Below are 13,771 nucleotides of genomic sequence, written 5' to 3' on the forward strand. Positions count from 1 at the left end.
AAATATGATCGCCACGACGCCGAGTCTCGACACCCCTCTACCCAGCGGACAATTGCTGCCGTTTCGCGAATCGCTGCTGGCGATGCTTGGCATTGCCTTCGTCTCGATGCTGGTGGCGCTCGATCAGACGATTGTCGGCACAGCCCTGCCGCGCATCGTCGCCGATCTGAAGGGCTTCGATCTGTACGCCTGGGTCGCGACGTCGTACATGCTGGCTTCGGTGATCACGATTCCGATCTTCGGCCGGCTGGGCGATCTGTTCGGCCGCAAGCCATTTCTGATCGCCGCGATTCTGTTGTTTACCGGTGCGTCGGTTTTGTGCGGCTTCGCAACCAGCATGCTGTTGCTGGTGATTTCGCGCGGTCTGCAAGGGATTGGCGGCGGCATTCTGATCGGCACGGTGTTCGCTACCGTCGCCGATCTGTTCCCCAATCCGAAGTTGCGGTTGCGCTGGCTGGTGTTCGTGACGTCCGCGTTCGGCTTCGCCAATATGGTCGGGCCGACACTCGGCGGCGTGCTCACACAATATGGCGGCTGGCGGCTGGTGTTTTTTGTCAACGTGCCGGTCGGCCTCGTGTCGCTGTTGTTTGTGCAGCGCTTTTTGCCACCACTGCATCATCTGCGGCGCAAGGGCCCAGTGCGGCTCGATTGGCTCGGTGCAATCGTGCTCGCGGTCACGTTCGGCGCACTGCAATTGCTGATCGAATTGTTTCCTAAGCACGGCGTCGACACGATAACCATTGTGCTGGCCGTCGTGGCGTTGAGTTGCGCGCTGACTCTGTGGCTATGGGAGCGGCGCATCGCGTATCCGATCGTTCCGGTGGATATGCTGATGGACCGCAAGCTCTCCGCGCTCTTCGCGATGTCGGTGCTCGGTGGATTCGCGCTGTTTTCGTTGGTGTTTTATGTGCCGCTGCTGTTTCAGGGCGGCTATGCGATGTCCGCGCACGACTCGGGCATGCTGATCACGCCGCTGCTGCTCGGCACAACGGTAGGCAGTGTGGTGAACAATCGTATCGTCACGCGGATCCGGCGCGCGAACGGCATCATGTATGTGGGTTTCGCGCTGTCCGCGCTGGCCTGTCTGAGCGTGATCGTTCTGAGAGGCACTGAGCCGCATCTCGTGTGGATGTCGTGCATGGGTATCAGCGGTCTCGGGCTCGGTCTGGTGGCGACCAGTCTGACTGTCTGTTCGCAGCAGATCGTCGCGCGAGATCAACTCGGTGCGGCGACAGCACTGCTGCAATCGTTGCGTACTTTTGGTGGGATGCTAGGCACGGTGATGACCGGTGCGTTGCTCGGACATCTCTACACGCAGGGTGTGCATCGCTCGCTTGCCTCGTATCAGGCGACGCAGTGGTTCAAATCGTTTGCGAGTCCCGAGCTGCTGGTGGACCGCGCGGAGCAGGCCGCGTTGATCAATCGTCTGGTGAGCGCCGGGCACGCGGGCGATGCGATGATGAATTCCGCACGCGATGCGCTCGTGCAGTCGATTCATATCGGTATTCTGATGGCGGGTGCGGCCGCGTTGATCGGCTTGTGCCTCGCGTGGTTTGTGCCGCCGGTGCGGATCAGTTATCCGGAAGCGGAGGTGGTGATCGGCGGAGGGGCGACGGAAGCTGATGCGCTTCCGCCGCGAGGGAATGCGCTTTAATGGCGTCGGGTTTGGGTTTGGGTTTGGATTTTGGGCTTTGGGTTTGGGTTTGGGTTTGATGCCCCTGGCCGGTCTCAGTGTGTGGTGGCGGTTGTCGGCTCGGCAAATTTCGTAATTATTTGCTCGCGTAGCCTGGCGCTGGATTTTCTGACGACCTTCGCCTTTCTCACCGGTGTTACTTTGTGATCGCTTGTTTCGCCTGTGACTTTGACTCTGCGCGAGCGGCTTCCGAGAACAGCAGCACGCGCTTCATCGTCGAGCAGGAATTGAGTATCGGTTGCGATGATTGACAACGCGATGTCTTCCAGATCCGCCTGCTCCTTGTACTGTTCAGCACAGTCGACGAGGGCTCGCGCTAATTGCGCGTAGTCGTCCAACTTGACTTTGCTCGCCGATATAACCGTTTGCAAGGTTCTCGCCAACGCGGCGAGATTGGCGAACTGCGCCGCATGTCTCTCGCTCAAATCGGCTGCGGCGCTCGCGATGCGTTTGACCCTCGCGTGGGCTTCAACGCTGTGCGGTTGCTGGAAGGGTGAGGTTTCAACGGATTTGCTCATGGTGCGATTCCCGGTTGCTTCCTTGGATCGCCCGACACTCGCTAGACAGATGGGGTGAGCGGGCACGTAGCGAGGTTGACAGACCGGGCGTTAAACCATAACCGGCGGACCTTTCGGTCCCCTCACCACGGCCCGCCCATAGAAAGGACACGCATGGGTGAGCACTACCCACTTTCGTAGGCAGTGCAGTTTAACGCTACGGGCTGTCAAACCCGCGCCGTCTTGTCTGACGGCAGAAGCAATTTAAACCATCCGTTTTTTGGGACGATCACCGGATGAGTTAATCGCGCGAATTATAACCAATCTTTACATTGCTACCTGGTGTCGCGCTGTCGCTTGTTGCCATGCAGCAGTTTGATCGTTTGAACGACTCGGTCGGACGGACGCAATAGACGCACTGCCGCTTTAGTTCGCCAACCAAAACGGCCTTCTCGACGTCTCGACGGTAATGCGCTCAACGAATGATCTCATGGTGACGAGCCACCCTACCTCAAACAGCCCCCTGTCTTTCCGCCTGCGTCTTCAGGTTTGGAGGCACTCACTTGCGCCGTTTAACATGTGACGCGTCGAAGCGATCGTGCGGGTAAAGGCATCGTCATCGGACGACTGGACAAGCTATCCATGGAAACGCTCCCGCCGTCGAAATAGCCCTGAAATTAAGGCAAATTCGAATCGCCGTCCATACGAAATTCGCCAAGAGACCTTGACCTGTCGATTCTGATTTCTTACTATGAGCCTCGACGTTTGCGCAGCTACTACGACCGATTCTTACCAAAAGCGCGCACATAAAAAATAAAAGCTAAACACCGAGGTCTTTCGGGGCTCTTGCATGACAATGGATGAAGACATCGCGCACGTCGCGCGTGTGATGGCGCCGTCGCTGCGCGCCTTTCGGGGTGAACCTGTGCTGCCGCCAGCCTATTGGCGAAAACGACTACACCGCATACAGGATGAGTTTCCGCTGACCGAACTGCAAACGTTTCAAATCAGGCATTTGCTGGGGGAGTTGGATCGGTTTGAGGCGGAGAGGGGGGGTTAGAGCGTGACCAGAGTGCCTGGTTTCGGCATTGAAGTCTGACTCCTGACATCAGCATTCCAGCATGATACGGTCGATGGTGACAGTATCTTGCATCCTAGGCTTGCTCAGACGGAAATTCGCACCGTCGTCAGGGCGGTCCGCTCGTCGAGCGATCTCTGATCAGTGTGCTTGATGGACCGGTAGACAGCACGGGCGCACTGGAATACTGGCCAACATTCGTCCGAGCGTGGTGAAAGGGAGCGGTTCACCCTTGAGCATAGACATTTGGAAATTGCTTCGCCTAATATGCAATCCGACAAGATTCCGAGCATGCTAACAAAAAGCCGCTAGTAAATTACTTGATTAGTGATTGAGATTTTTTACTTCTCCGCAGAAAAATTAAATGTGGGACCGTCGTAACTCGATGAAATGGTCCGCTCCCCACAAAACGTCAGGCCACGATCGGACGCGAAGGAGTTCGTCTTGCATGACGCTCGGACGGACATTCACGAACTCATAATTGTCTGCCCGGCAGCCGTCCCGCACGTTACGCAAAGGATGAACCCAACTACCTGTTCTTCCAACGAGCCAACGGCCAACGCCGAGACAATTCTGGTTCGACACTACTCGCCACATGATCAGAGGCAATCCTCAGCGGTCGCAAATGTAACGCGCGATACGTAACGCCACGCGACGTTACGGGGTACATCAAATCCACAACTAGCCCTCACACGCGCCGCAACGAGGGAATCTGCAGCCTATGCTGCATGGCACAAAAATAGCTTGTATAGACTCAAATAGCACAACCGACGGCACGCTGCGCGCCAAACAATACGATTCAGCTCGTTCTATCGAGCGAACACACGCTACGGGACCCCTATGACGATCGCTCTTCTGAGCCTTTCGCAGCTTTGCATTATCTGGTGCGCTTTCCTATCTCGCCTTAAGTCTGCGGAGCGCCAAGTGGGCCTCATGCCTCATGGCATGGAGCTCGCTTTCATGCGGCCCGACTCCCTCAAAACTGATAGCCCACGACCGAAGCGATAGAGACGTGCAGACAAAAAAAGTTGAGTCCCTTCAGATATTGCGTGCACTCGCAGCGCTTCTAGTTGTGCTGACCCACGTTTGGGGAGGCACCTCGACAGTGGCCCACGGTCCGTCGATAGGCGGCGCTCTCAACTTCGAACAACTTGGTGGCTTTGGTGTAGACATTTTTTTCTGCATCAGCGGCTTCATAATGGCTACCTCCGTTAGAAGCGAAGCCGCGTCAATCCGTGCCGCATTCACATTCATGGGAGCTCGGATCCGGCGTATCTATCCGATCTATTGCTTCTGGACATTCGCGATGCTTCCCTTGGTCTTCCTTGCCGCTCGGTCGGGAACGAACTGGGGGATATCCTCGGCGCACGGACTCTCTCCGGGCAGCCTGGTTCATGCCCTGCTGCTACTGCCAGCGCTGCCATCCGACCACACCTTTCATTTGCTGCTGCCACAAGCGTGGACGTTGGTCTACGAGATGTATTTTTATGCGTTGTTCGCGGTATGTCTTGCTGTGTCCGGAAAGCGGATGCTGGTGCCATGTCTGGCGTTCCTGATGCTTGGGATATTCGGCTTGTCGCACTTTGGCATTGGCGTCGGTGAACGGCAAAACTGGGTCAACTTGACATACATGATCGGTGACCCAATCACTCTCGATTTCCTCGCGGGTGCGATCTACGGGCGCATTTATGAGGCCCTCCCCGGCTTGCGGCTGCGCGGCACGATGCGGCTCGCCGCACCGTTTTTGGCGCTGACTGTCTTTGTTGTCGGTTGCTACGTGATCGACGGGCCACGTGTCGTTAGAGTTGGCATTCCGGCGTTCGCCATTCTCATCTTGACCACGATGTCGGACGTGCGCCCGACTTTGGTGAATAGAATTCTGATCTATCTTGGAGATGCGTCCTACAGCATTTACCTCGCACATATCTTCGTTGCGATCCCAGCGATCAAGGTGGCCGAAAAGATCAGCCTACCTCCTGATGTCACAGGATTCATCATGTCAGTCGCAGCCGTGGCATTCGGTTGCGCCTCTTACGCAGCGATTGAGAAGCCTCTAAATCGCCTGTTCAAACGGATCGGCAAAGGCTCCGGCACCATCAACACGCTCAACACCGCCGCGATGCCAGATACAGCCGGACTCGACGGGATAGCCCGTTCGCAGGCAATCGCCGGTGCGTGCTTGAGCGATGAGTTGTCCCACCGCTAGATAGCAGCGCAGTTCAGCGCATGCTTCGTCGTCGAGCCTATGCAATACGACTGGGCTCCGAGTGTACAAACATAAAAAACTGCTGATAGATCATGAAAATAAACTACTTGATTAGCGCTTTTTCAAATGAAAAGCATCTGGGGAGATTAATTGAAGCACTACGGACACCACAGGCGGACGTGAAATTCATAGTTCACTATGATAAAAAGTCCGGTCCGTTACTGCGGAATTTCGGGCGTGACGTGTTTTCCACTGAATCCATACCCGTATGGTGGGGAGGATGGAGTCACCAGCAAGCCATCATCAATCTCGCCGAAGCCTCCATCAAGATTGGAGCGGACAGGCATGTTTTACTGAGTGGCTCAGACTATCCGATTAAATCAAATTTCGAAATAATATCGGAACTTGAGAAGAGCCGCGAGATTATAACTTTGAGAAAAGGCTTCTTTAAAGATAAGCCCCCAGAACGTCTTACGCACTATCATTTCGACGGCTTCGACAGACGGAGTAAGAGCCTGAAGTCTCGAATGTTCGTCCTGACAGAATTGTTGCTCGGGTTGATCTACAAACGCAAACTGCCGTTTGATGGAGTGTTCCATGGGACGACATGGTGGGCGTTGACGGACGAGTGCTTAAAGTACGTGATTAGCGAGGTGCGCAGTAATCGAACACTGATTGATTTCTATAAAGGTGGCTGGTGTGTAGAAGAGTCACTATTCCATACGATCATAGGAAATTCTAATTTCCACCAGAACGCACGGAATTCCTGGTTATTCCAGGACTGGACGACGCAGCCAGCGCCAGGACCGTTTGTTGACAAGCACATCGAGACCTTGAGAAATAAGCAGGATGGTGAATTCTATTTTGCAAGAAAATTTAACGACGAATCGGAAGATGTTCTAGATAGGATAAATAAAACTCTACGATGGAGCACGGCTGACAATTAAGATTTTTTGCTTTGCCGCATAAAAATTAAGTGGGGGAACGCCGTAATTCGATGAGATGGTAGAGACCCGAATGCATGACCGGTTGCACACTACACGCCAAATAAAACGAATCAGCTCGATCTATAGAGCGAAACACACGCTACGGGACCCTTTATGACGATTGCTCTTCTGAGTTTTTCGCGCCTTTGCTTTGTCTGGTGCGCTTTCTATCTTGCCCTGAGTCTGCAAAGTGCCATGTGGGCCTCAAAAAAGGCACCGGTCGAAAACGCTATTTCTTGAGATTCAACCCTATCGGGCGAGTGGCAAGCGAGAAAAAGCGCGAGCTAAGCTGCTCAGACGTGTCGCGCTGGGGGCGATCATAGCGATGCCGGTTGGTTTGGCATGTTGGTTGGTTGCAGTTGTGAAAGGCGCATGAACAACACAGTTTCGTTCCATCGTCTTGCCTGGCGCAACGATCGCGGCTGTCCAGCAAGCTGGCTTACGCGATTCCTACGCGTTCGAATAGGCGCTCAGCTTCGGTCTGCACATTGAAATTCTCCTCCACGAATTTTCGAGCTTTTAATCGCATGGAACTGACATCAATCTCACCCGAGGCAACTCGCCGCAGAACCGCCGCCAATTCGACGTGATCCCGCTCGGGCACTAACAGTCCTGTCTCCTCATTCTGAATCAATTCTGGTATTCCACTGTGTACCGTGGATACAACCGACACTCCCGTTGCCATCGCCTCCATCAGCGCGACAGGCACTCCCTCCATGTCACCATTCTGCGCGGTCACCGAAGGCAAAACAAAAACGTCGGCATCTGAAAGGTACCCGCGCACTTCTTCATGCGTGCAAGGTCCAGCAAAGCGCACGCGCTCACCCAACATGAGCTCATCGACAAGGGCACGTAGCGACTTGTCCAATGGCCCGCTTCCGATCACCGTCAAAGTGACATTAGCGGGAAGTAATGCCATCGCTCTGACCAGGTACTGGACGCCCTTCTTTTCCGTCAATCGCGCGACTGCCAACACATTTAAGTCGGTAGTCGTTCGCTCCTTTGGTCGAAAGATGAAACGCTGCGCGTCGATGCCCATCCGACAGACGTGGATTTGCGTAGGATCAGCGCCCCAACGTTGCAAACGGTCTGCGAAAAACAGACTGACCGGCAATAACCAGTCAGAGGAACGGAAAAGCTTTATATAGTGCGATTGATACTGTTTGACAACGTCTGTTATCGTCACGTCGTAGCCATGAAAAACGGTTGCCAGGCGACCATTGATCAATCCAGCGCGCTGCAGGTAGCTTGCTGAAACACCGATTTGCCCGAAGTGCGCCACGATGAGATCCGCGTCAAACTGGAAACCCTCTTCCGACAGTATCGCGATATCCATCGCTGTTCCGCCTAGGCCGCTTCTTACTGCAAGCGCCGCGGCGCGAAACGCTCGCCTCTTCTTTGACGTTTGCCAGCTACCCATCAAGAATCTGGATAGTGTCAAAAAATTTGATGTGCGCGACGTCACACCAGGTCGAGTTACCACAACAGGACAGTTAGTTTGAGTCAGGTCGACCAGAGGCCCCGCATGACCCTTGTATCTTGCCAAGACAGTCACGCGCGCTCCGGACATCAAGAATGCGCGAATCTGCTCGATCACAAATGTTTCCGATACAACTGGAAACCGATCGGCAATCACCAGAATTTTCCGGCCGTTCATATCGGCAGATTGCACATCTTTCACGCGAGTTTTTAAGTTGGCAGGTGAACTCCCCCTGCGCAACTGTACAATTTTCATGACGAATCCCAAGTCGCCACTCACAGCCAAAAGAGCGCCGAACGCCACGGCAATCAGGCTGGTTTTTGCGATCAATCCGACAACGGGTGCGGCGGCAATGACGGTCCACCTGCCCAGGATCGACGCTACGAGGAAGAGTGTCAGAGCTCCTAAAATAAACTTCACGGACTCTGCGAGCAGGTCGGAAACCGGGCGATTGAAACCTCTGCGCATCAGCATGTGGAAAGATTGGATCGCGTTGATAAAAAAACTGATCACGAGCAGCCAGCACAGTAGTTCGATATCTTTGACGACAATGCCAATCACTATCGCCGCGCACATTGTTACGGTTGAGATCAGGCCCGTTTTGAAGAGCAAATCCGTACGCCCCAGCGACTGGAATACGGACCCCGTTGATGACAACACAACCTGAGTGACGATCGAAAAACTTAATGCAAAGAAAATTGGGTCCGCCGACTTCCATATCCGACCATAGATAATTCCAATAATTTCACTACTTGAGGCGACGCACGCGAGCCCCGCGAAGGTTCCAACTATCAGGAGAAAGCGGAACAGTTTTCGATAGGACAAGAAAACAAGGTCAGGGGCGTTCTTATACTCCGCATAGACCGGTTGCAGGGCAGGCGTAATCACGTGTGTGAGATTTGACACTGGCATTAGCATCAGCCGATAGGACATGTCGTATAACCCGAGCATCGAAGCACCGAGATAGCGGCCAATCAGAATCTTATCCAGATTTCTCGAGAAGTAGTTCACAAGACTAAACATGAACTGATATGCGGAATAGGAGAACAGGTGCCGCATGCCTGACATGGAGGGCAATACCCGGACTGGAGGTCTTGCCAAAGCGAAGCTGAAAATATAAATTACGAGCGCATTGACCACACTCTTGGTAACGAGCGCATACACACCCCAACCGTCAAAGGTTGCAAGTATCGCAGCAACTCCGGAAATTACAGCAGCACTGACTTCGACACCGGCAATGGCCCCGAAGCGCTGGTCACGCCGGAGTAACGCAAGCGGCACGATCGCCCAGCAAGACAACGCCAGGTTCAGTCCCATTGCCCTGGCAATGCCGACGTAAATAGCGGCGTGATAGTAGTTCGCGATCAACGGGCCTGCCGCCGCGAACAGCGTGCCTGTGAATGCTCCGACGATCTGTGTCATCCAGAACAAGCCCGCCAATTGACGCGCATTGATCTCACGAAACTGGATGATTGCGGGTCCGAGTCCCATCTCACTTAAGAAAGCAAGAAAGACAGACAGCACAGACACAACGGCCATGATGCCAAAGTCGCTCGGACCAAGCGACCGGGCGAGTACAGCAGTCACGCCCAATTGAATGAGAATGTTCGAATAACGTCCGACCACATTCATGGAAATGCTTCGGCGCAAGCTGCCGTTCATGTCTTTCATTAGCCAACTCAATCAAATTATGACCAGGCGACCTTCTGTCCGTTGCAAGCGCGAACTGGTCCGCCTTAAAATTCGGATGAATCTCACATCGTGGCTACAAACAACACGTGTGGGAGCGTCGACGTACGACTAACCAGTCGCTGCTGACGAAATCACAGGGTGTACAGGTAGCGTCAGCCGCGAGAGATGTTGCCCTATCTTCATGCCCGGAACTTCAACGGCTCGAGTCAAGCAATATGCCAAAACAAAAGAGACAAAAACCGCTGCGCCACTCTCATACGCATTGAGATTGTGATGCCAGTTCAGGAACAATTGGATGACAGGGAAGTGGCACAGGTAGAGTGTGTAGGACAGATCGTGCCTCGGTCGTAGGCGCATAGGAAATTGTCCCAGACGGACTGCTGCCCAGGCGACACACAATGGCCCAACGGCGGGCAGCATCATGAGATTCGGGCGGGTGGCAGCCACTATCGCGATCGCAATGATTGCGACGAGCGATGCAGGGGTTGACGTTTCGATCAACCGCAGCAGGCGGGGGGATTCACTGCGCCACGCCATGATCGAGCCCGCGAGGAAGTACGCGAGTCCAGATAGAAATTGTTTTGCAAGCGTCGTGTGCCCCACGTAATTGATCACATAGAAATACGTGGATGCGCCTACAAAAATTGCTGAAGCAGTCCAAATTTTCGCGCGTGTTGTGGTCGAGGTAAGAAGCCAGAAGAAGATAGGAATTGAGCCGTATAACACGAGCTCGTTTTTGATTGTCCAAAGCGCTCCATTGACTGCGCAATAGCGATGGTCTGAGAACAGACCACCAACGCATGGATGAAGGAAATTCAACGTCGCGAGGTTCGCGATGAGGTATCTGGCTTCTTCAAACGATGGTCCGTGCATGGAGGCCCAAACTGCTGCCGGCACCACGACCACGGTTGCGTACGCTGGGTAGATGCGAAAAAAACGCTTGATCGCGTAGGCCTTTAGGCCACCACCATTCAATACACAAGACCGATACGAGCGGAAGCAAAAAAATCCAGCCAAGCAGAAAAACGCATTAACGGCTGCCAAGGACGGAGAGATCCGGGACTCGATTCCCTGAAGTTCATTCAAGTGCGCAATCGTAACGACAACCGCCAGTGCCAAGCGAAGGTTATCGAACGCCCCCATTCTGTTTTCCGTCATTGCAACCTCTTGCATATCTGTCCTGGATTTCGAGCCTGCTTGGGCAGTGGTCGATATCGGTATGTTGGTAGATCACTGGGACGGGTTGCGTATCGTTACACCAGTGTCCGGCGATTTAGCCCGTCTACAACTGAGATAGACAAGACCGGACGTCGACCATGTCGCAACATATAGCGGCATGTTGGATCGGTTCTGAAAAGCCATTATTTCGGATTGACAAGCTCTCGCAAGCTGGCATAAGCCGATGGAGGCAACAGGTTCTGTGCGAGCTTGCGTGCAAGCGGCCGCATCTGCCACGAGCCGGCTAGCATGACAAGCTCCGACGGATACAACTTGACCTGCGGATAGTCGCAAAGCGAACTCGCAAAATCCGCACTCTCGCTCATCGAATAAGGTCCGTGCTTCAATTTGAAACGCTTAGCGGCGTAACGTATGACGAACCCAGGCTGAGTAGATATTCGATCCGCCGTACTTTTCAGGTCTTGTACATACGAGAAATTGCCGCAACTCACAAAATCTCCGTACTTCTTTGCGATTCGGCACCACAAGTCCCAGTCTTGCCAGCACGGCAGAGTATTGTCGAACAGTCCAGCGCCGATAAAATGCTCGCGTGGCGCGAACACCTGATTTCCTATCGTATTTTTGACTTTCAGGTCGTTAATATTGGCGGGGCAGGAAGACGCGACTAAAGATTGACTTCCGTTGCGCACAATTCGAATTCCGTCGAAGATGCCCGCGGGTTTAATGTTTTGATCGCTTCCTTCTTGCCATCTGTCGACGAAATCTCTTATTCGATTGGGTTCGAAATAATCGTCATCGTCCAATCCAGTTACAAACTCCCCCGTGGCAGCACTTATGGCGAAATTTCGCGCGTTGCACGCGCCGACGCTGACTGGCATAAAAATGGGCCGTATGGACGATATCTCGCTGAGCCCATTTAGATATTCGCGCGTCCCATCGGTAGAGCCATCGTCGACCACGACGATTTCAATATGCAAGTACGACTGGCTAAGAACCGAATCAATAGCGCGCTTTAGAAGCTCCATGCGATTCTTGGTCGGTATATATACGCTCACTAGTGGCAGCGTTTGGTGTGTCTTCATGGCCGCTTATTCCCCGGAATAGCAATTTTGTGCCTCGTTTAGTACAGGCAACCGTGAGATTGCGAGAATTTTTTTCGAGGCTAACCAACTTAAAAGCAGGAATCGTGCCAAATTGTCTCGAGGCGACGGGCAATAATTTTCTGGAACAGCCAGTAGGCTGTCCATTCGAAAAGCCCACGACAAGGACGTCAGTCCAGACAACGCACCTTGGCGCGGCTGCAACGTACCCGTAACGTCGCTCGCAACCCGTTACGTTTGCACGTAACGAAACGCTCTCAGGCGATTCCGCTGGGCGCGTTAGCGAATCCATAGACCGAAGAGCCTCGCATCTTGCCTCCCTGACGTGCCCCCGCGGCACTCCGCTTCTTGGCGCAATTCATGCTTACATCATTGCGACGCCAATTCGAAGTACTACGCCTGCTAAAAGCGTAGTGCACCGGAAAATTTGCAGGTTTTTCGAAGAGTAAAACGGGCCCTAATGGATAGTGTTATCGGCGTTTATCAGCAATAAGCCGGCGGTTGAAATCAAAAGTCGCCGTCAGCCGCAGATGCGGTCCCGCCCATTTCAGAAGTCCGCACAAAATTCCTGCTGATTCACAAAGACCGACGGTTGTTTAGATCCTGCACCGCCCTCAAGTCATCGCTCGAAGGTCAAGGTGCGTTGTTAATCTCAACGGTCGTAGGTGCCGCTTCGTGATTTATACGTCGCTTCGTTCAAGATATCGCGTTCAATTTTCAACCTTATCAACTGTTATAGAAGAGTAATCCATGAGCAAGCAACGCAAAGCGATCATCACCGGCGTATCCGGACAGGATGGCGCCTATCTGACCCAATTGCTGCTCGACAAGGGCTACCACGTGACCGGTACCTACAGGCGCACGAGTTCGGTCAATTTCTGGCGCATGCGCGAGCTCGGCGTGCTTGATCATCCGAATCTGCGTCTGGTCGAACACGATTTGACGGATCTGGGTTCCACGCTGCGCCTGCTTGAAGGCGCGCAGGCCGACGAGTTGTACAACCTTGCCGCGCAGAGCTTCGTGGGTGTTTCGTTCGACCAGCCCGTAACGACCGCCGAAGTGACCGGGATCGGCGCACTGAATCTGCTCGAAGGCATCCGCATTCTGAATCCGAAGATCCGCTTTTATCAGGCGTCGACATCGGAAATGTTTGGTCTCGTGCAAGCGGTGCCGCAACGCGAGGACACACCATTCTATCCGCGTAGCCCGTACGGCGTAGCGAAGCTGTTCGCGCACTGGTCGACCATCAATTACCGCGAATCGTACGGCATCTTTGCGAGCAGCGGGATTCTGTTCAACCACGAATCGCCACTGCGCGGCCGCGAGTTCGTGACACGCAAGATTACGGACACGGTCGCCAAGATCAAACTCGGCAAACAGGACGTGCTGGAACTCGGCAACCTGAGCGCCAGGCGTGATTGGGGCTTCGCACTCGAGTACGTGGAAGGCATGTGGCGCATGCTCCAAGCCGATCAACCGGATACATTTGTGCTTGCCACCGGCCGCACCGAGACGGTACGCGACTTTGTGCGCATGGCGTTCGCCGCCGCGGGCTACCAGATCGAATGGTCGGGCAAGGAAGAGCGCGAGACCGGTACAGATGTCGCCACTGGCAAGACGCTGGTGCGCGTGAATCCGAAGTTCTACCGCCCAGCGGAAGTGGACCTGCTGATTGGTTGCGCGGACAAGGCGCACGAGAAGCTCGGCTGGAAGCCGGAAACCACGCTCGAACAGTTATGTCACATGATGGTTCTCGCGGACCTCGACCGTAATCAGCATCACGATACGTTCTGAGTACGACTGCAGCCGAGGTGTCGATCTGAACGGGCGCCGCTCGCAAAGCGGCGCCCTGTCAAAAAA

Annotated in this window: 8 protein-coding genes; 4 read left to right on the forward strand and 4 right to left on the reverse strand. The window is 54.0% G+C overall.

The annotated features are described in order from the left end of the window. Window positions 1-4: 4 nt before the first annotated feature. Window positions 5-1,654: an MFS transporter gene (locus tag PQQ52_RS15535; RefSeq protein ID WP_408212680.1), complete on the forward strand. Its 1,650-nt coding sequence runs from the start codon at window positions 5-7 to the stop codon at window positions 1,652-1,654. A gap of 74 nt (window positions 1,655-1,728) precedes the next feature. Here the strand turns inward: PQQ52_RS15535 and PQQ52_RS15540 are convergent, their stop codons facing one another. After that, entirely contained in the window at window positions 1,729-2,211 is a 483-nt protein-coding gene (locus tag PQQ52_RS15540; protein WP_408212683.1) for a hypothetical protein, read from the reverse strand. Window positions 2,212-4,280: 2,069 nt separating this feature from the next. On the opposite strand from PQQ52_RS15540, the gene PQQ52_RS15545 reads away from it, so the two are divergent. Then, complete coding sequence (locus tag PQQ52_RS15545) at window positions 4,281-5,474, forward strand: acyltransferase family protein (RefSeq protein ID WP_408212685.1); 1,194 nt, start codon at window positions 4,281-4,283, stop codon at window positions 5,472-5,474. A 92-nt stretch (window positions 5,475-5,566) separates the two neighbouring features. Further along, the gene (locus PQQ52_RS15550) at window positions 5,567-6,421 is read left to right on the forward strand and encodes a beta-1,6-N-acetylglucosaminyltransferase (protein WP_408212687.1); all 855 of its coding nucleotides are present in this window, start codon (window positions 5,567-5,569) and stop codon (window positions 6,419-6,421) included. 478 nt (window positions 6,422-6,899) lie between these two features. On the opposite strand, the gene PQQ52_RS15555 is transcribed toward PQQ52_RS15550, so the two are convergent. The 3 genes from PQQ52_RS15555 to PQQ52_RS15565 form a co-directional block, all read right to left on the reverse strand. After that, on the reverse strand, window positions 6,900-9,611 hold the full coding sequence (locus tag PQQ52_RS15555; protein WP_408212689.1) for an oligosaccharide flippase family protein: 2,712 nt from the start codon (window positions 9,609-9,611) through the stop codon (window positions 6,900-6,902). Between the two features lie 129 nt (window positions 9,612-9,740). Next, a complete protein-coding gene (locus tag PQQ52_RS15560) occupies window positions 9,741-10,805 on the reverse strand; it encodes an acyltransferase family protein (RefSeq protein WP_408212692.1) in 1,065 nt (354 codons plus the stop codon). A 188-nt stretch (window positions 10,806-10,993) separates the two neighbouring features. Beyond that, window positions 10,994-11,893, reverse strand: coding sequence for a glycosyltransferase family 2 protein (locus PQQ52_RS15565; protein WP_408212695.1), 900 nt, complete (start codon window positions 11,891-11,893; stop codon window positions 10,994-10,996). A gap of 768 nt (window positions 11,894-12,661) precedes the next feature. Here PQQ52_RS15565 and gmd point away from each other — a divergent pair. Next, complete coding sequence (gmd, locus tag PQQ52_RS15570) at window positions 12,662-13,705, forward strand: GDP-mannose 4,6-dehydratase (protein WP_408212697.1); 1,044 nt, start codon at window positions 12,662-12,664, stop codon at window positions 13,703-13,705. Window positions 13,706-13,771: the final 66 nt, after the last annotated feature.

The sequence above is a fragment of the Paraburkholderia sediminicola genome (genome assembly GCF_046030555.1).
Classification (GTDB): Bacteria; Pseudomonadota; Gammaproteobacteria; order Burkholderiales; family Burkholderiaceae; genus Paraburkholderia; species Paraburkholderia sediminicola_E.

What these genes read in the sequence shown, in the direction of transcription:
- PQQ52_RS15535 (WP_408212680.1), top strand. Translation starts at nt 5, where the DNA reads ATGATCGCCACGACGCCGAGTCTCGACACCCCTCTACCCAGCGGACAA.
- PQQ52_RS15540 (WP_408212683.1), bottom strand. Translation starts at nt 2,211, where the DNA reads ATGAGCAAATCCGTTGAAACCTCACCCTTCCAGCAACCGCACAGCGTT.
- PQQ52_RS15550 (WP_408212687.1), top strand. Translation starts at nt 5,567, where the DNA reads ATGAAAATAAACTACTTGATTAGCGCTTTTTCAAATGAAAAGCATCTG.
- PQQ52_RS15555 (WP_408212689.1), bottom strand. Translation starts at nt 9,611, where the DNA reads ATGAAAGACATGAACGGCAGCTTGCGCCGAAGCATTTCCATGAATGTG.
- PQQ52_RS15560 (WP_408212692.1), bottom strand. Translation starts at nt 10,805, where the DNA reads ATGCAAGAGGTTGCAATGACGGAAAACAGAATGGGGGCGTTCGATAAC.
- PQQ52_RS15565 (WP_408212695.1), bottom strand. Translation starts at nt 11,893, where the DNA reads ATGAAGACACACCAAACGCTGCCACTAGTGAGCGTATATATACCGACC.
- gmd (WP_408212697.1), top strand. Translation starts at nt 12,662, where the DNA reads ATGAGCAAGCAACGCAAAGCGATCATCACCGGCGTATCCGGACAGGAT.